The sequence below is a fragment of the Maribacter flavus genome (genome assembly GCF_008386635.1).
GTDB lineage: Bacteria > Bacteroidota > Bacteroidia > Flavobacteriales > Flavobacteriaceae > Maribacter > Maribacter flavus.
Map to the genome: position 1 here is coordinate 2,127,910 of NZ_VUOE01000001.1, position 18,998 is coordinate 2,146,907.

15 protein-coding genes are annotated in these 18,998 nt (G+C 40.8%); 14 read left to right on the top strand and 1 reads right to left on the bottom strand.

What is annotated here, in order from left to right:
• The first annotated feature begins 39 nt into the window (after positions 1–39).
• From F0361_RS09165 to F0361_RS09225, 14 genes are all read left to right on the top strand, one after another.
• Entirely contained in the window at positions 40–1,197 is a 1,158-nt protein-coding gene (locus F0361_RS09165; protein ID WP_154918144.1) for a formimidoylglutamase, read from the top strand.
• Between the two features lie 120 nt (positions 1,198–1,317).
• Entirely contained in the window at positions 1,318–2,682 is a 1,365-nt protein-coding gene (gene porK, locus F0361_RS09170) for a T9SS ring complex lipoprotein PorK/GldK (RefSeq protein WP_154918146.1), read from the top strand.
• A gap of 78 nt (positions 2,683–2,760) precedes the next feature.
• Positions 2,761–3,411, top strand: a complete 651-nt coding sequence (porL, locus tag F0361_RS09175) for a type IX secretion system motor protein PorL/GldL (RefSeq protein WP_138257116.1) — start codon at positions 2,761–2,763, stop codon at positions 3,409–3,411.
• 59 nt (positions 3,412–3,470) lie between these two features.
• Complete coding sequence (gene porM / locus F0361_RS09180) at positions 3,471–5,030, top strand: type IX secretion system motor protein PorM/GldM (RefSeq protein WP_154918147.1); 1,560 nt, start codon at positions 3,471–3,473, stop codon at positions 5,028–5,030.
• 63 nt (positions 5,031–5,093) lie between these two features.
• Positions 5,094–5,981 carry a type IX secretion system ring subunit PorN/GldN gene (gene porN, locus F0361_RS09185; protein ID WP_154918149.1) on the top strand — a complete coding sequence of 296 codons (888 nt, stop codon included), beginning with the start codon at positions 5,094–5,096 and terminating at the stop codon, positions 5,979–5,981.
• A 77-nt stretch (positions 5,982–6,058) separates the two neighbouring features.
• Positions 6,059–7,111, top strand: a complete 1,053-nt coding sequence (locus tag F0361_RS09190) for an NAD(P)/FAD-dependent oxidoreductase (RefSeq protein ID WP_154918151.1) — start codon at positions 6,059–6,061, stop codon at positions 7,109–7,111.
• Between the two features lie 161 nt (positions 7,112–7,272).
• Positions 7,273–9,183, top strand: coding sequence for an ABC-F family ATP-binding cassette domain-containing protein (locus F0361_RS09195; protein WP_154918153.1), 1,911 nt, complete (start codon positions 7,273–7,275; stop codon positions 9,181–9,183).
• A 155-nt stretch (positions 9,184–9,338) separates the two neighbouring features.
• Positions 9,339–10,214 (top strand): leucine-rich repeat domain-containing protein, encoded by an 876-nt coding sequence (locus F0361_RS09200; protein WP_138257121.1) that lies wholly within the window; start codon positions 9,339–9,341, stop codon positions 10,212–10,214.
• Positions 10,215–10,994: 780 nt separating this feature from the next.
• A complete protein-coding gene (locus tag F0361_RS18930) occupies positions 10,995–11,126 on the top strand; it encodes a hypothetical protein (RefSeq protein ID WP_262713839.1) in 132 nt (43 codons plus the stop codon).
• Between the two features lie 553 nt (positions 11,127–11,679).
• The gene (locus tag F0361_RS09205) at positions 11,680–12,810 is read left to right on the top strand and encodes an efflux RND transporter periplasmic adaptor subunit (protein ID WP_154918155.1); all 1,131 of its coding nucleotides are present in this window, start codon (positions 11,680–11,682) and stop codon (positions 12,808–12,810) included.
• Complete coding sequence (locus F0361_RS09210) at positions 12,810–16,085, top strand: efflux RND transporter permease subunit (RefSeq protein ID WP_154918157.1); 3,276 nt, start codon at positions 12,810–12,812, stop codon at positions 16,083–16,085. Before F0361_RS09205 ends, F0361_RS09210 begins: the two co-directional genes overlap by 1 nt.
• The gene (locus tag F0361_RS09215) at positions 16,085–17,401 is read left to right on the top strand and encodes a TolC family protein (protein ID WP_154918159.1); all 1,317 of its coding nucleotides are present in this window, start codon (positions 16,085–16,087) and stop codon (positions 17,399–17,401) included. The genes F0361_RS09210 and F0361_RS09215 overlap by 1 nt, the downstream gene beginning before the upstream one ends.
• A gap of 32 nt (positions 17,402–17,433) precedes the next feature.
• Positions 17,434–18,105, top strand: coding sequence for a hypothetical protein (locus F0361_RS09220; RefSeq protein ID WP_154918161.1), 672 nt, complete (start codon positions 17,434–17,436; stop codon positions 18,103–18,105).
• A 12-nt stretch (positions 18,106–18,117) separates the two neighbouring features.
• Positions 18,118–18,300, top strand: coding sequence for a CPXCG motif-containing cysteine-rich protein (locus tag F0361_RS09225; protein WP_154918163.1), 183 nt, complete (start codon positions 18,118–18,120; stop codon positions 18,298–18,300).
• Here the strand turns inward: F0361_RS09225 and F0361_RS09230 are convergent, their stop codons facing one another.
• On the bottom strand, positions 18,301–18,996 hold the full coding sequence (locus F0361_RS09230) for a head GIN domain-containing protein (protein ID WP_154918165.1): 696 nt from the start codon (positions 18,994–18,996) through the stop codon (positions 18,301–18,303).
• Between the last annotated feature and the right edge of the window lie 2 nt (positions 18,997–18,998).

Here is an 18,998-nt window from a genome sequence, read left to right on the forward strand (position 1 = left end):
ATCACTTTCAATCATCAAAATTAATACCGCGTAACCCACATGGCTTTTGATTTTTTAGTCCCAGTAGAAGATAAGGTACTTGCCCATTGTGAATTACTGCCCGCACAGGCCATTGGTAGAAATACCCATATACATACGGAAAAGGATGGATTGCCGGTTTTGGCAAATGCCACCGTCGCCATATTTGGAGTCAAGGAGTCCAGAAATGCTTACGAGAAAAAACTGGAAACTTTGGATGTATCGGGCATTCGATTACAACTGTACAAATTGATGCTGGGTAACTGGGATACTACCATTGTAGACCTTGGAGATTTGGAGGAAGGAGAAACCGTTGAGGATACTTATTTTGTAGTAAAGGAAGTGACCGCTGGCCTGTTGGAAGAAAATGTGATACCTATACTATTGGGTGCCACGCAGGACATTACCTATCCGGTTTACCGGGCTTTTGACGGTATCAAGGATATGATAAATATGGTCGCGGTTGACAGTCGGTTCGATTTTGGCATCGATGACGAGTTGATTTCTTCCCATTCCTACATGAGCAAGATCATTACCGATAAACCCAACAACCTTTTCAACTTTTCCAATATTGGTTATCAGAGCTACTTCAATGCCCAAGAGGAAGTGGATCTTATGGAGCGGCTATTTTTTGATTCCTACAGGTTGGGTGAGATTGCCCACGAACTTTCCTTGGCAGAGCCGGTGCTTAGAAACGCCCATATGGTAAGTTTGGACGCCAGGGCTATCAAAGCCAGTGAAATTGGATTTTCAGGTAATTTTTCCCCAAACGGTTTTACGGGAAGGGAAATCTGTGCCATTGCCAGATACGCCGGTATCAGTGAGCGGGTCATGGCATTCGGTATTTTTGAAATGGAAAACAACATCCAGTGCCAACAACTTCTGGCACAAATAATATGGTATTTTATTGAGGGTATCAATTACAGGATCAAGGAGTCTCCCTATTCCAAAACGGACGACTTTACCAAGTACAATGTACCCAATGAGGAAGAGGAGCTCATTTTCTACAAGAGCCTTCTTACCGAAAGATGGTGGGTAGAGGTGCCATCTATTTTTTCTTCGCATACTAAAGAAGGTACACCTGCGTTATTACCTTGCACAGAGCAGGATTATTTGGACGCATGTGACCAAAAAATTCCCGAACGGTGGTTTAAGGCCTATAAAAAGGGCTTTAATTAATTGAAAAATTAGTAAGTCATAAAATTAATAATACAATAATTTATTCAAAAGATAGTTTTAAGAGTTAGAATAACATTATAGTATTTGCATTTTAACCATAATCGAAATTTAACCTAAAGTATGAAGAAGCTATTGTTATCATCTATAGCGTTTGTTTTTTTGCTCACGAGTTGTGGGTCAAAGACTAAAGGAGAGCTAGTCGGCGTCCAGGGCAAAAAATGGTATCCCGAAAAACCATATGGAATGGAACTTATCCCAAGGGGTTCTTTCATTATGGGTAAAAGTGAAGAAGACCAGGCCAAAGTGTTAAACGCCCCTACCAAAACAGTAACGGTTCGTTCCTTTTACATGGACGATACTGAAATTACGAACAGTGAGTACCGTCAGTTCGTAGAATGGGTAAAGGATTCCATTACAAGAACCCGTTTGGCGATTTTGGCCGATGAATTGGGAATTGGACCGGAAGATGGTGGAATTGGCGAGTATGCCTTTAAGGATGCGGATACCACAAAATCATCTGTTTATGACAAATATATGTTGGACAACTATTCCGGTATGGGTGAAACAGGTTATGAGGGAAGGGCCTTGAATAAGGACGAAGATCTTATTTGGGACACTTCTGAATATCCGGATGAATATTATGCCGAAGTTATGGATTCCCTATACATACCAGAAGAGGAGTCCTATAATGGTCAAAGAAGCATCGACGTAACAAAGTTAAAATACAAGTATAGCTGGATGGATATTGAGGCCGCTGCCCGTGCCGCCAAAAAAGGCAAGGGAAGTAGAAAGGATTTCATCCGTACGGAAGAATTGGAAATCTATCCTGATACGACCGTTTGGATCAGGGATTTCGAATACTCCTACAACGAGCCAATGCACAACGATTATTTCTGGCACGATGCCTACAGCGATTATCCTGTAGTAGGTATCTCCTGGCAGCAGGCAAAAGCTTTCTGCAACTGGAGGACCAAGTTCAAGAATGATGACCAGAAAAGTCGCGGTAAACAGTTCGTAAACCAGTTTAGATTGCCAACCGAAGCCGAATGGGAATATGCGGCCAGAGGCGGAATCGAAGGTGGAACATACCCTTGGGGCGGACCTTATGTAATCAGTGATACAGGTTGCTTTATGGCCAACTTTAAACCTCAGCGAGGGGATTATGCAGCGGATGCAGCTCTATACACCGTAGAAGCCAAATCCTATGAGCCAAACGACTTTAATCTCTACAATATGGCCGGTAACGTATCTGAGTGGACAAACTCTAGTTATGACCCTAGTGCTTACGACTACGTGTCCACAATGAATCCTAACGGTGGTGACCAGTCAAATACCAGAAAAGTAATACGAGGAGGTTCCTGGAAGGATGTTGCCTACTTCTTACAAGTAAGTACAAGGGATTACGAATATGCAGATTCCGCACGTAGTTACATAGGCTTCAGGACAGTACAGGATTACATGGGCGAGGAAGATTCAACACAGTAAACAAGTAAACTATTCATATTAAATTAATTAATTAGTAACCAAATCTTTAGTATTAAACCTTTAAATTAAAATTAAATCATGGCACAGTCAAAATCAACAAAAAAATTATTCAACATGGCCTACGGGCTTGGAGCATCAGTCGTAATTATAGGTGCATTGTTTAAAATCCTTCACTGGGAATTTGGACCTTTAACAGGTGGACTTTTATTGGCTATTGGTCTTATTACAGAAGCCCTAATCTTTGCGATCAGTGCATTCGAACCTGTAGACGACGAATTGGATTGGTCTTTGGTATACCCAGAATTAGCTGGAGGTGAAGCCAAGGCTAGAAAAAATGAAGTGGCCGAAATTAAGGAAGCCGAAACTTCTTTGTCCAAAAAATTGGATGATTTGTTAAAAGAGGCAGGTGTAGATGCCAACCTAATGGAAAGTTTAGGTACCAGTATTAAGAACTTTGAAGGTGCCGCCAAAGGTATTGCACCAACCGTAGATGCTATGGAATCTACTAGAAAGTATTCTGAGGAAATGGTACAGGCTGCCGCTCAGATGGAATCTTTGAACAGTCTTTATAAAGTACAATTAGAGAGTGCTAGCAGACAAGCTTCCGTTAACGAGGAAGTAGTACAAAACGCAAGTGCACTTAAGGAGCAAATGGCTTCATTGTCTACAAACCTTTCTTCTTTAAATGGTGTTTATGGTGGAATGTTGTCCGCAATGAACAGAAACTAAATTGGATTTTAAGTAAACCAAACCAAATCAGTATTAATTAAAATCTAATTAAAAAAACCATGGCAGGAGGAAAAGCAACACCACGTCAGAAGATGATCAACCTTATGTATTTGATCTTCATCGCAATGCTGGCGTTAAATATGAGTAAAGAAGTACTAGCGGCATTCGGTATTATGAACGAAAAGCTGGAGACTTCTAACGAAAAGACGACCGCAAGTAACGAAGCGTTCTTGGGTAGTCTGGAAACTAAGGCATCTGAAGATGCGGCCAAATATGAAAAGCTGTATCAGAATGCACAGAAGATCAAAGCAATGTCCCAAGAGTATTTCGACTATTTGGAATCCCTTAAGGACGGTATGACCGAAGGATTGGAAGATCCCACAGATTATGCCCGTATGGACAATTCAGATTATTTGGATCAAAAATTCTTTCAGGGTGACAATCTATCCGAAGGCGGCCAGGAATTTATGAATAGATTGACCGAATATAGAGATCAAGTAGCCGCAATCGTTCCAGCTACGCTAAAGCAATCCGTTATCGATCGTTTTAAAACTGGCGATGAAAACGGTAAGGTCGAGAAAAGGGACGGAACCAAGCAGGATTGGATCAACTACCACTATGAAGGGTATCCTTTGGTTGCCTCTTTGGCCAAGTTAACTTCTTTACAGGCCGATGTTAAGGCTACGGAAGAAGCTGCATTGAAATCTATGTTGGAAGGAGAGTTAACAAGCCAAGTTTCCTTAAAGAACTTTGCAACTTCACTTTCGGCTTCTAAATCTGCATACTATGCCGGTGAAAAGTACGATGGTAAGATTATCATCAGTAAAACGGATAACACCTCAACTCCAGTGAGAGCTGAATTGACCTTGGACGGTAGAAAACTTTCTGAAGGTACGGACTATAAATTGGAAGCCGGTGGTGTAAAAATGTTAATCGGTGCAGGAAATGCAGGAGATCACAAAGTGGAAGGCACTATCTATTTTATGCAGGACGGTGAGGAAATCGAGGTGCCTGTTAGTAACTCTTTTGCAACTATTTCAAAGCCAAACGCTGCTTTGATAGCTGCGGATAAAATGAACGTGGTTTATCGTGGCGTGGCCAACCCAATGTCCATTTCCATCCCTGGTATTCCAAATAACAAAGTTACTGCATCTGCTCCAGGTTTAAAGTCAGTAGGAGGCAGCAATTATGTGATGAACCCAGGAACTGGTAGAACGGTTACGATTTCCGCCTCTGGTACATTACCTGATGGGCAGACTGTTTCCTCTAAATCTGAATTTAGAATTAAGGACATTCCAAGACCAGAAGGAACTGTTAGTAAGCAGTCAGGTAGTATTAAATTACCAAGGGCCAATGTGGAGATTGCGACTATTGGCGCCGCATTGGATGAATTTGATTTTGACTTGAACCTTGCTGTTAGCGGATTTAAATTCAAGGTGCCTGGTCAGCCAACAGTTACCGTTAATGGAAACAAATTGGACGGTAGAGCCAAAGCGGCCCTTAAACGTGCCGGTAGAGGTGATGTGGTACAAATCTTTGATATAGAGGCTTACATTACAAATAACAAGAGTTACAAATTGAAGAAAGTATCTCCGGTTGTAGTGGAGATTACAAATTAAAATAATGAATACTACCGGGTAATCAGCAAATGGTTGCCCGGTTAATTTTAAAGTTTTAAAAGAATGAATTGGAAAAATGTTTTACTAATGGGTGCGGTAACATTGTTGCCCGCTTCCATGATGGCCCAGGCCAATATCCTTAATGCTAAAAAACCTGAGGATATAGGAGTGCGCACCGAGGAACAGAAGGCCGTGGATAATGACGCTCCTTTAGAATATGGTTATGTGGACGATAGGGATATTCTTTGGTCCAAGACGCTATGGGAAACCATTGATTTGGATGAAAGGGTGAATTTCCCGCTTTACTATCCTACGGATACGATGGATATAGGAAAAAATAGAAGGTCCCTATACCATGTATTGATCAAAAATCTTAGGGAAGGTAAACTGGAAGCCTATACGGATTCCTATTTTACAGAAAAAAGAACCTATAATGACCTTGCAGGTGCATTGCAATCCGTAGATACTTTGGACTATGGGTATGAGCAAATGAATGCCGGGGAACAGGTTTCTGCCGAGTACATTACCCGAAGAAACATTACTGCAGGTGAAATCGAGGAATACCATATTAAAGGTATGTGGTATTTTGATAAAAGGCAAGGAGAGTTGAAATATCGTTTGTTGGGGATTGCACCGGTTGCTCCGGACGTAAACTTCATCGACGATGATAATCCGGATATGGTGGAGCTTTTCTGGGTATGGTACCCGGATGCCCGTGAAATTTTACACGAGGCAAAGGTCTTCAACCAACAAAATTCCGCCCAGCCCATCTCTTTTGATATGTTGTTGAACGCAAGAAGGTTTAATGCCGTTATCTATAAAGAGGATAACGTTCACGGAGATCGTAAGGTCAGTGATTACATTGCGGACAACGCGCTTTTCCAATTGCTGGAAGCAAAACGTATTAAGGAAACCATTCGGGATCGGGAACAAGATATGTGGGCCTACTAGGTCAAAAGAAAATTCCAATTCAACAATATAAGCTCCGATATGTATCGGAGCTTTTTGTTTATGGCTATTTTTGCCAAATGGTAGATTATATTGTTGTAGGACTAGGTTTGGCGGGAGCCGCTTTTTGCGGTACCCTTAGACGCAACCAAAAAAGTTTTCATGTTATAAGTGACCAATCCCAGACTTCCTCAAAAGTGGCCGCCGGTCTTTCCAATCCCGTTATCTTAAAGCGGTTCAATTTAGCCTGGAAAGCCCATAATCTATTACCGTTTTCCAAAAGGTTTTATGAGGAATTGGAAAATGAATTGGCCGAACAACTTCTTTTGGACCAACCCATATTGCGCAAATTCAGTTCCATTGAGGAGCAGAATTTATGGTTTGAAGCATCGGACAAGGAACATTTACATCAATTTTTGTCTTCCCAACTCTTAAGGAACACCAATCCGGATTTGAACGCTCCCTATGGTTTTGGTGTATTGAAAGGTGCGTACCGATTAAGGACCCAAGAATTCCTAACTGCCTATCAAAAAAAAATTCTTGCACCAGACCAATTCTCAGCGGAAACATTTGATTATTCTGAGCTACAGATAAGGATGGACCATTTGGAATATAAAGGTATCCGGGCCAAAAACCTTGTTTTTGCCGAAGGTTTCGGGGTCAAGAAAAATCCTTTCTTTAATTATCTTCCGGTACAAGGTTCAAAGGGGGAGTATCTCATCATCGAATCCAGGGAATTATCGGAAAAAAACGCCTTAAAGTCATCCGTCTTTGTCATACCACTAGGGAATAATCGGTATTTGGTAGGGGCAAACTATAATCCGGTAGACAAGGACAATAGACCATCGGAAGCAACCAAGATAGAACTGCTCAAAAAACTGGAGGGTATCGTGAATTGTTCCTATGAAGTGGTAGGGCATGTTGCAGGGGTCAGGCCTACGGTCAAGGACAGGAGACCCTTAGTAGGTACACATCCAAATCACAAAAATCTTCATATTATCAATGGTTTTGGTTCCCATGGTGTCATGATTGCACCTTGGGTGGCCTTGGAATTATTTAATTCTATTGAAAAAGGAACATCATTGGACCCTGAAGTTGATATCCATAGATTTCTTAGTTTGCTGTCAAACTAATCACATGGGCGTATCCATAGTATAATACTTAAATAATACGGGAACTTCTTTATAAATTTCTATCGAGTTAAAATCCTTTTTTTGACCTTTGCACATCCAAAAAAAGGACAGTATATAAACCTAATATGCCGGTTTCTTGTCGATATTAAAAATTAGATAGAATGCTTAACATTCACAACTTATCCGTTTCATTTGGCGGGGAATATTTATTTGAGGAAATCTCCTTTCGGTTAAATGCCGGAAATAGGGTAGGGCTCGTAGGAAAAAATGGCGCGGGAAAGTCAACACTGCTTAAATTACTGGCCAAGCAAATGCCGATAGACTCCGGCACCATTGCCGTTGAAAAGGATATTAAGATCGGGTTTTTGCGTCAGGATATCGACTTTGAACTGGGAAGGACGGTTCTGGAGGAGGCCTATCAAGCATTTGAGGAACTAAAGGTGCTGGAGGCTAAAATGGACGAAATCAACTATCAACTGGCGGAACGTACCGATTATGAAAGCGAAGGCTACAACCAGCTCATCATCGATTTGAGCGATGTAACTTCCCACTATGAAATTTTGGGCGGATACAACTATCAGGGCGAAACGGAAAAAATATTACAGGGCCTTGGTTTTAAAAGAGCCGATTTTGACAAAAAGACCGAAACCTTTTCCGGGGGGTGGCGCATGCGTATCGAACTGGCAAAATTGTTGTTGCAAAATAACGATGTGCTGCTTCTGGATGAGCCTACCAACCACTTGGATATTGAATCCATCATCTGGTTCGAGCAATTTTTGAACAATTATACCGGAGCGGTCATGATCGTTTCGCACGATAAAATGTTCTTGGATAACGTCACCAACAGAACTATTGAGATTTCCTTGGGAAGGATTTATGACTATAACAAGCCCTATTCAAAATATTTGGTCCTTAGGGAAGAGATTCGCCAACAACAGTTGAGCGCACAAAAGAACCAGGATCGCGAAATACAACAGGCAGAACGACTCATAGAGAAATTTAGGGCCAAATCCACTAAAGCTTCTATGGCCCAATCGCTCATAAAAAAACTGGATAAGATAGAACGCATCGAAGTCGATGAGGATGATAACAGTGTGATGAGCCTTCGGTTTCCTATTTCCGTAACGCCGGGCAAGGTGGTGGTAGAGATGGAGAACCTATCCAAATCCTATGGTGAAAAAAAGGTCCTGGAAAATGTGGACCTGCTGGTGGAGCGTGATAGTAAGACGGCCTTTGTGGGGCAGAACGGACAGGGAAAATCCACCTTGGCCAAAATTATTGTGGGGGAACTGGAGCATAAAGGCCATCTTAAGCTGGGGCACAATGTCCAGATAGGTTATTTTGCCCAGAACCAAGCGGAATATTTGGATGGGGACAAGACTATTTTGGATACCATGATAGATGCCGCCAATGAATCCAACCGAAGTAAGGTGCGTGATATCTTGGGTTCATTTTTGTTCCGGGGAGATGATGTTGAAAAATACGTGAAGGTGCTTTCCGGTGGGGAACGAAACCGACTCGCCCTAGCCAAAATGCTCTTACAGCCTTTCAACGTTTTGGTAATGGACGAACCTACCAACCACTTGGACATAAAATCCAAAAATGTACTGAAACAGGCCTGTCTCAATTTTGAGGGAACACTTATTCTGGTTTCCCACGATCGGGATTTTCTTCAGGGATTGACCAACAAGGTCTATGAGTTTAAGGACAAGCGAATCAAGGAGTATCTTGGGGATATCGATTTTTATCTGGAACAGCGCAAGGTCAATGACTTTAGAAGTATAGAAAAGCGGGAGGAAAAAAAGGAAGTGAAACCCATGGAACGGAAAAACACTTCTTTTGATGACCAAAAACAACTAAAGAGCCTTAAGAACCAACTCAGCGGATTGGAAAGTAAAATTTCCGCTCTTGAGAAGGAGATAAAAAAGATAGATCACGAGTTGTTGATGAATTATGACGCCACCATTGCCAAGCCCAACTTTTTTGATGAATATCAAGCTAAAAAGGCAAAGCTTGAAAAACACATGGATAAATGGGAAAGCCTTACCTTGGAAATTGAAAGTATACAATAACCTTGACCTACTACATTCGTAGTTTCACAACGTTTTCCGGAAGTTTCACAACAAAATGTATGCGTTGAACGATAATTTTTGGCTCTTTATCGTTTATGTTAGAAATTTGTAAGATAATTCTTAATCCTAGTTAAGAACACATAATTTCATCATATATGAAGAATCTATACGTACTGTTATCCATATTCATGTTAATTTCCAGTCTTGGTATGGCCAAAGTTTCAAAAACTGAAAAAAAGGCTTTGATTGCGCTCTATAATAGCACAAACGGGGCACATTGGATTCGAAAGTGGGATTTGAAAAAGCCAGTCTCAGAATGGTACGGTGTTAAGATTGAAGACGACAAGGTCGTTGAAATCAACTTATTCCATAATAATTTGATGGGTCCCTTACCGGTTGGAATTTCTAAATTGGAAAATCTCAAGGTGTTGAATTTGGCGTTTAATTCAATTACGGGGGAATTACCGGGAGACTTGGTACAATTGTCACATTTAAGGGTTTTAAAGTTGGAGATGAATAGGTTAAAGGGAGGAATTCCAACTAATATTGGCGGACTATCGAACTTAGTGGAACTGACCGCTTTCAATAATTTTCTTTCTGGAGGTATACCGGAGAGTATTGGTGACATAAGTAATTTAAAAATTCTTAACCTTTCCAGTAACTCCCTAAATGGAACCATTCCGGAATCTCTTGGACAATTGACACAATTGGAAACATTGGGACTTTTCGAAAATACCTTGGAAGGATCCATCCCAGGGGAAATTGGTCGTTTGACAAAATTAAAGGAACTGGTCTTGGCAAATAATAGCTTGAACGGTGAAATTCCAGAAGAATTCAATCAATTGGCAAGCCTCCAGATTTTTCAAATACAGAACAATAATTTTTCATCCTTTAAGAATCTTGAAATATTAAAGACTAGGGAGTATTTGGTATTCGACTATGATGGGTTCGATAAAAACCTTGATTTTAAGGAGCTTAAGTTGGATAAGACTCGAATGGCCGATACAAAATACGAAGACGTAGAAAATTAAGAGTAGTTTACACTTTTAGTTAGTTTGGTGAAAAAAGAGGTGTTGGTAGCACCTCTTTTTGTTTTTTTGGATAAAATAAAAGCCTCTGATTTCGAGCTTTAGATGTATTCAGTAGCTTTTACAAAAGATTAGGAAAATGGACAACGGTTGGTTCAATAATATAGTAAAAAAAAAGACTCCTATGTAAGCTAAGCTTTGGTGTAGTCCTCATATTTTCAATAACATTCTTCATCCGCGAGTCCCTAGACAGGCGCGCAAAGCCTTGGAGGAACTTTATGTTAGAACATCTGATGAATCTTGGGCAATCACTTAGAACTTGCAGGAAGAAGTATCGTCATGGCAAGGAATTCGGGTAGAAAATGGTCATGTCATTTCCATAAATTTTTATTATAATTGACTAAAAGGCGAACTACCGAAAAATTTTCAGAACCTACCATACTTAGATAGCCTAAATCTAGCTTTTAACGATTTAAATGGTACGCTTCCTTTTTTCCTTTTCAATACTTCGCGTTTAAGAATATTACGACTAGAAATGAATTCGTTTCAGGTACATTGCCCAAAGAGATTTCTATGGATTGCAAACTAACGGAATTGAGCCTTTTTAATAATTAATTGGGAGGAGTTATTCCAGGTAAAATTGGGAATGCCAAGGCATTAAAAATACTAATCCTTTCCTGTAATTATTTTACCGGTTCCCTGCTCCAAGGTCTTTTCTGCCTTATGGAATTGGAACAGGTGTAGTTATTTGGAAATGGGCTTTGTGGCGAAATCAAACTTGAAATGGAAAATATGGTGCATTTGGAGGAAATGGTATTGTCCTATAATAGCTTTGAGGGAAACCTACCTGAAAGTATCACTAATTTGGAACACCTTGAATTGGTACAATTGCATAGGAACAATCTTATTTCATAAGGGCTTTTAGATCTCAAAATCCTAAGGTCTGGTTAGCTTTGACAGTTATGACTTGATTATGAATATTCAAATTAGGGATAAGATCGGGTTTAGCAAACCAAGAATGGCAGATACAAAATTTGATTACTCAAAAAATTAAAATCTACGAACTAAACTATTTAAAAGAGGTGCTTTAAGCACCTCTTTTTAGTTTTTACGTTAATCGTCTACACGTAAGTTTCATTTACTTCAGTTGCAGTTTTTCAAGTTTTATGAAATTTTTAACCTCCTGTAAAGAATATACGGGAACCGATTTTTTGTAGTTTCGCCGTTTAAAACCGTTTAATTTCATCCTAAATCACTGAATTTAATCTAGTTAACTTTTTATAGGGTTACTATTCATGTTTGGAGCATATTGAAGCGTACTTGAACCATAATCCAAAAAATTGGGTAAAGCTTAAGGTCATTTCACAAATCAATTTGGACGTTTCATGTACATAAAATAATTGTTGCACATAGACAGAAATATATTTGTAGTCGTTTTAAAAAATCAATTGTTAAAACCAAAACCAAAATGCGAAAAATCATCTTTACCGGACTAGGTATCGTATTAATAGTAGCTTCATTTTTTTTGGCGAAAGTCATTATAGACAATAAAAAGGTCTTTAAGCCACGCGCCCAAAAGGTAGTAAAGACCGTTTTTACTGAAGTAGTTGAAAACAAGACCATTCCCATCGTTGTATCCGCTAACGGAAATCTTAGGGCAAAACAGCGGGTTGAATTGTATGCCGAAGTGCAGGGTGTCTTTAGAAGGGGCAGCAAATTGTTCAAGGAAGGTCAGGCCTATAAACAAGGTGAAACCATCATCAGTATTGATGCCGATGAATACACTGCAAGTGTACAATCCGCCAAGAGTAACCTTTACAATGAGCTAACATCCATTATGCCGGATTTACGCTTGGACTACCCGGATTTTTATCCAAAATGGCAGAAGTACCTAAACGGTTTCGACCTTTCCAAGAGTACACCAAAATTGCCCGAAATGACTTCAGAAAGTGAGCGTTTCTTTATCACGGGAAGAGGTATTCTTTCCAGTTACTACAATGTAAAGAACCTGGAGCAACGGCTATCAAAATATAGGATAGTCGCTCCTTTTACTGGAGTTTTGACAGAAGCTCTGGTAACGGAAGGTACATTGGTCAGATCCGGTCAGAAATTGGGCGAGTTCATCAATCCAGGTGTTTACGAATTGGAAGTTTCGGTAAGCAAATCGTTCACTGATTTATTAAAGGTGGGCGAATCCGTGGAATTGACCAGTTTGGACGGCGAAGAAGTCTATACAGGTAAGGTTACAAGAATTAATGGAAGGGTTGACCAGGCTTCTCAGACAATTAAGGCCTACATAGAAGTGGACAACGACAAACTTCGGGAAGGTATGTACCTAGAGGCGAATCTGGATGCCAAAAAGGAAGAAAATGCCATCGAAATAGATAGAAGCCTGCTTTTGGAAGGTAATAAAATATTCGTAGTTCGTGATTCCGTATTGGACCTTATTGATGTAAAGCCGGTCTATTTTTCTGAAAAAAGTGTTGTTTTGAAGGATGTTCCCAATGGAATGACAATTATGTCCAAGCCATTGATCGGTGCATATACGGGTATGGCCGTAAAGGTATACGAAGACCAACCAGATAACTCTAAAGGATAATGCGAAAGATCATTGAATACTTTATTAGATACCATGTCGCCGTAAACGTGGTAGTTATTTCCTTTGCCCTTTTTGGTATCGTGGGGTACAAGTCCCTGAAATCCTCTTTTTTTCCATTAACTGATTCCAAGAACATTTCCATTACCATTACCTACCCGGGTGCCTCGCCACAAGAGGTGGAGGAAGGTATCGTACTTAAAATAGAGGATAACCTAAAAGGTTTGGAAGGGGTGGATCGTGTCACTTCCACATCTAGGGAAAATAGTGGTACCATTAACATCGAAATAGAAAAAGGAAGGGATATCGATTTCATGCTGCTTGAGGTAAAAAATGCCGTGGACAGGGTACCTACCTTTCCAACCGGCATGGAGCCTTTGATAGTGTCCAAATTGGAAGCGGTTCGGCAAACGATTTCCTTCGCCATTAGTGGTGAGGATATTCCTTTGGCCACTTTGAAAAATGTGGGTAGGCAGATTGAGAACGATTTAAGGGCCATACCCGGAATTTCCCAGATAGAGATTTCTGGGTTTCCGCAGGAAGAAATTGAAATTGCCGTTAACGAAAACAACTTATTGGCCTATGGAATTTCATTTCAGGAAGTCGCAACTGCCGTAGGCAATGCAAATATTTTGGTTACCGGTGGTAACATAAAAACGGATGCGGAGGAATACTTGATTCGCGCCAACAATCGGTCTTATTATGGCGATGAGCTTTCCAATCTGATCGTTCGTGCTGATGTATCCGGTAGTACCGTGCGTTTGAAGGATGTTGCGGAAATTCGCGATAGGTTCGCAGAAGACCCCAACGCCAGTTACTTTGACGGTAATCTGTCCGTAAACGTATCCATCACCAGTACCAATACTGAGGATTTGATACAATCTGCCACCGATGTTAAGGCCTATGTGGAGGAATTCAACCAAAAGTACTCCAATGTGGAATTGGATGTTGTTTCCGATCAATCCGAAACATTGGTGCAACGGACCGAATTACTCGCCGAAAACGCCATTATGGGAATGATTTTGGTTCTGATATTCCTATCACTCTTTTTAAATACCAGGCTAGCGTTTTGGGTAGCTTTTGGATTGCCCGTAGCCTTTCTTGGAATGTTCGTATTCGCCGGATTTTTTAACGTCACGATTAATGTGTTGTCCCTGTTTGGGATGATTATCGTGATCGGGATATTGGTAGACGATGGTATCGTTATCGCGGAGAATATTTACCAGCATTATGAAAAGGGGAAAACCCCAGTACAAGCAGCCGTGGACGGTACCATGGAAGTATTGCCCCCAATTATATCGGCCATCATCACCACCATTTTGGCCTTCTCCATCTTTTTATTCCTCGATAGTAGGATTGGGGAGTTTTTTGGAGAGGTATCCGTCATCGTTATTCTAACCTTGGTGGTGTCTTTAGTGGAGGCTTTGATTATACTACCAGCACACTTGGCACATTCAAAGGCCTTACAGCCCTTGGATGACAAGCCCAAGAAAGGAACCGCCAGCGCTTTTGCCAAGCTACGGGTCATCAATGATTTTGGGGACAAGATCATGGTTTGGATGCGTGATAAGCTCTATGCGCCATCGTTGCGATTTGCCATGCGTTACAAAATACTTACATTCAGCTTTTTTGCCATGGCTCTTGTGCTCACTTTTGGGTCCCTTGGAGGTGGTATCATACGCACAGCTTTTTTTCCTAGGATTGCCAGTGACAGGGTTAGTATTGAATTGCAGATGCCAAATGGTACCAATGAAAAGATTACCGATTCCATCATAAGCCTCATTGAGGAAAAAGCCGAAATTGTAAATAAGCAACTTACGGAGGAATTTTTGCCCAATTCGGATAAGATAATGTTTGAAAACATGATCCGTAGACTAGGGCCCGGATCTTCGACGGCGCAATTGACCATCAACTTATTACCAGGTGAAGAACGACCCGATGCCGTTGTGGCCGATGTCGTAACGAGAAGAATAGAGGAACTGGTAGGGCCAGTGATTGGCGTAGAAAGCCTCATTTATGGTTCCGGGGGAAATTTTGGCGGTTCGCCCGTTTCCGTATCCCTATTGGGGAACAATATTGAGGAGCTCAAGGCGGCCAAGAACGAGCTTAAAGGTATTTTGCAGAACAATACCCGTTTAAAGGATATTTCGGACAACGATCCTGCGGGTATCAAAGAAATTAGATTGCAGTTAAAGGAAAATGCCTATTTGTTGGGGCTGGACCTGAGAACGGTCATGAATCAGGTGCGAGCCGGATTCTTCGGCGTACAGGCTCAGCGTTTTCAAAGGTCTCAGGATGAAATCAGGGTCTGGGTCAGATATGATAGGGAAGACAGGTCGTCCATTACAAATTTGGACGAGATGCGCATCGTTACGCCTTCCGGTGATCGGGTGCCCTTGAAGGAAATAGCGGAATATTCCATTGAACGTGGCGATGTCGCCATCAATAGGTTGGAAGGCCGCAGGGAGATTCAGGTTTCTGCAGATATGAAGGATATTAAGGATAGCCCAACGGAGATCATGGCAGAAATCCAAAATGTGATTATGCCCGATATTCAGTCCAGATATCCTACCGTTACCGCTTCCTACGAAGGTCAGAACAGGGAATTGGGCAAACTCACCGGTTCTCTTAAGGTGGTGGGCCTATCGGTGCTACTGCTTATTTATATAACCATTGCATTCACGTTTAGAAGCTTTAGTCAGCCATTAATGTTATTGTTGTTGGTTCCTTTTAGCTTTACGGCGGTAGCTTGGGGACACTGGATACATGATTTCCCCTTGAACGTACTTTCCATTTTGGGTATCATCGCCTTGATAGGAATTATGGTGAACGATGGTCTGGTGCTTATCGGTAAGTTCAATAATAACCTTAGAGAAGGTATGACCTTTGATGCAGCCATATATGAAGCAGGTAAATCAAGGTTTAGGGCAATTTTCTTGACCTCTGTAACGACCATTGCAGGACTTGCTCCCCTTATGTTGGAGACAAGCAGACAGGCACAGTTTCTAAAGCCTATGGCCATATCCATTGCATATGGTATTGGCATCGCCACGGTTTTGACCCTATTGATGTTACCATTGTTTCTATCCTTTGGGAATAAATTGAAATCAAAGAACAAAATGTTGGCGAGCGGTCATAAGATTACCAAGGAAGAGGTAGAAAGAGCTATTTTGGAAAAAAGGGAGTCCGAACATTTGGAAGGACAAAAGAACCATGGCCTGAACGGAAATCTAATCGAGGAAAAACCACACCATAAAGAATTAGAAGAAACCATATAATGACAAGATTTAGATTAACAACGTTCCTTTTATTATTCTCTTTATTAGTTGTTGCACAAGAAGACCTTCTCTCCAAGGAAGAAGCGATTACCAAGGCACTTGAGAATAATTTTGGGATTTTGGTTGCCAATAATAATTTAAGGATTGCCGAGAACAATAAAAGCCTAATGAATTCAGGCTTTTTACCTTCCTTAACAGGAAATGCAGGTGCATCCTATGATAAAAACAATCAAGAGGCCACATTCCAGGATGGTAACGTAAGGGCTATAGATGGTGCGGAAACAACTCGTTACAATGCATCTTTGAACCTTAATTATACGCTTTTTGATGGGCTTGGAAGAATGTATGACTTCAAAAGGCTTAAGGAGGAATATAATCTCAGTGCACTGGAAACAAGGGAAACTATCGAAACGACCATGTTGCAGTTATTTACTGTATATTTTGAGGTGGCAAGACTTACCGAGAATATCAACGTTTTAGAGGAAACATTTTCCAATACTAAGAACAGATTGCAAAGGGCAGAATATAGTTTCGAATTTGGACGGACAAATAAATTGGATGTCTTAAATGCAGAGGTGGACTTGGTCAACGATAGTATAAATCTTATGAACGAGCGGCAAACGCTCAGAAATACTAAAAGAGATTTAAATCTACTGTTGAACCGCGAGCTACTTACCACTTTTGAGGTAGATACGGTCGTTAGTTTTACCAACTCAATTAGATTGGAAGAATTTCTTGGAGTAGGGGTAGAGAATAATGTACGCATCCTTCAAATGAAACAGAATATCAAAATAAACGATTATACCTTAAAATCAAGTAAGTCCGTTTTTTTGCCCACAGTGGGACTTACGGGGTCTTATGGGTGGAACCAAGGTAATTTCCCCGCCACCAACTTCTTGGCCTCCAACGTTTCTACAGGTGTTTCCGCTGGTCTTAATTTAACATGGAATTTGTTCAATGGGGGAACTAGCATCACCCAAATAAAAAATGCAAGGATTCTCTTGGACAATCAGGAAATATTGGAGGAACAGACCATTCAAGAGGTAAAAAGGGATATAGAAAATGCAAAAGACGACTACCAAAACCGATTGGATATTTTGGCCCTTCAAGAAAAAAATGTGATAACGGCTCAAAACAATTTTGATCGGTCTAATGAACAATACAAACTAGGGCAAATTACCTCCGTTGAGTTGAGACAGGCACAGATAAATCTATTGAATGCCCAGACCAATAAGAATTTCGCTAAATATGACGCCAAATTGGCGGAATTGCAATTACTCCAACTTACAGGACAGTTACTGAATGTTGAAATATAAACGGCACAGTTCAAATTATAAAGTAAAGTACCATGTACAAGGATAAAACGGACAAAGAACTTTTGGAGGTGTTGGAACAATATTCCCAATTAACATTCGAGTCCCAACTAAGTTTAAAGGACGAAATCAGTACGAGAGGTCTTATTGCAGATACCTCGGAACTCGATGCCGCTATAGAAGACAAGATTTCCCGAATTAAAAATTTTGAATTTTTGAAGGATTTTGGTTTTAAGGCCGAAACTACCAATACTAAATTTTTAGTAACTAGAACCTTAAACGCTACCTTGACCGATGTCTTTGCGGTCATTTTGGGGCTCATTATTTTCTTCTTGGGCGTCAACGGTGTCGTAAATCTTATAATGACCTTTGTGAATGGCGATGAAATTGATGTTTTTACCCTGGCCGTCAAGTTTGCCATGGCGGGACTCGTTTTTGTTGGCATCAAATTCTTTAGTGGCCTAAAAAGATTGTTCGACTACAGTGGCTTTGAACTGGCGCGCACGGATGGCGATATTACCTTAAAAAAGCGGTTTGATATTAAACTTGAGGAAATCAGGGCCAAAGCTTCAGACCTATTCTTGGATAGGGAGGAGGATGAATTGGAGCTTAAATTGGGGAATCAGGTTATTTTCAGTTCCAATGCGGAAAATCTGGTGCAACGGATGACCTTGGAGGAATTGACCAAAAGACTTAAAGGGAATTAATCGTACCAAGTTATGTACGAACACTTTTTTCTATGCCCCTATTGTTGGGAAGAGGTTTCCATGCTCATGGATCCTTCCATATCCAAACAGACCTATATTGAGGATTGCGAGGTATGTTGTAATCCAATTGAAGTGACCCCGGAATTTCTAGGCGATGTATTGGTGGGTTTTGAAGCTAGGGAAATTGGACAATAATCAATCCATTTCTTGAATCTTACCCCCAAAGACTTTGTCCCTTTTTACGTTCTTCGGTTTACCATAGATGTAAATGGAGCCGCCTGCCTTCACTTTGGCATTTACTTCCTCAGTGGCTTTCACATCGGCCCGGCCGCCTGCCATCACGGTTACTTCGGTCATCTCCGTATTCAAATCCTTGCAATAGGCCTTTCCGCCCGTATTTACGGAAACCTCCTGTTTTTTACTGCTTCCCGTTAGGGTTATTTCACTTCCGGATACGGAACGTACATAGACCTCCTCCAAATCGACCTTTAGGTCAATGATTCCACCTTCCTGCCCTTTGATCTCGACTTTGGAACCCTTGAAGGTTTCTTCAGAAATAATTTTTGCATTTTCATTTGCATCCAACAAGGTCAAGTCTTCTGTATAGTACAAGGTGCCCTTGGCCTCATCGCCGTCCATGAAATTGCCAAATTCCATCTTGATTTTTAGAAGTCCGTTTTTATTGGATATTTCTACTTCGTCACGGTCGTCTCCCGTGATTACGAGTTTGTTCTCATTGCTTTTTACCAAGGAAACTACAATTCGGTCGTAGACCTTTAGTTCCGTAAACTTTTCAAGGGTCTTGGTATTGGCCTTTTGGGCGAATGTTAACGTGCCGATACATAAAAGAATGGTGAACGCATATACTTGTTTCATTGCTAAGGTGTTCATTA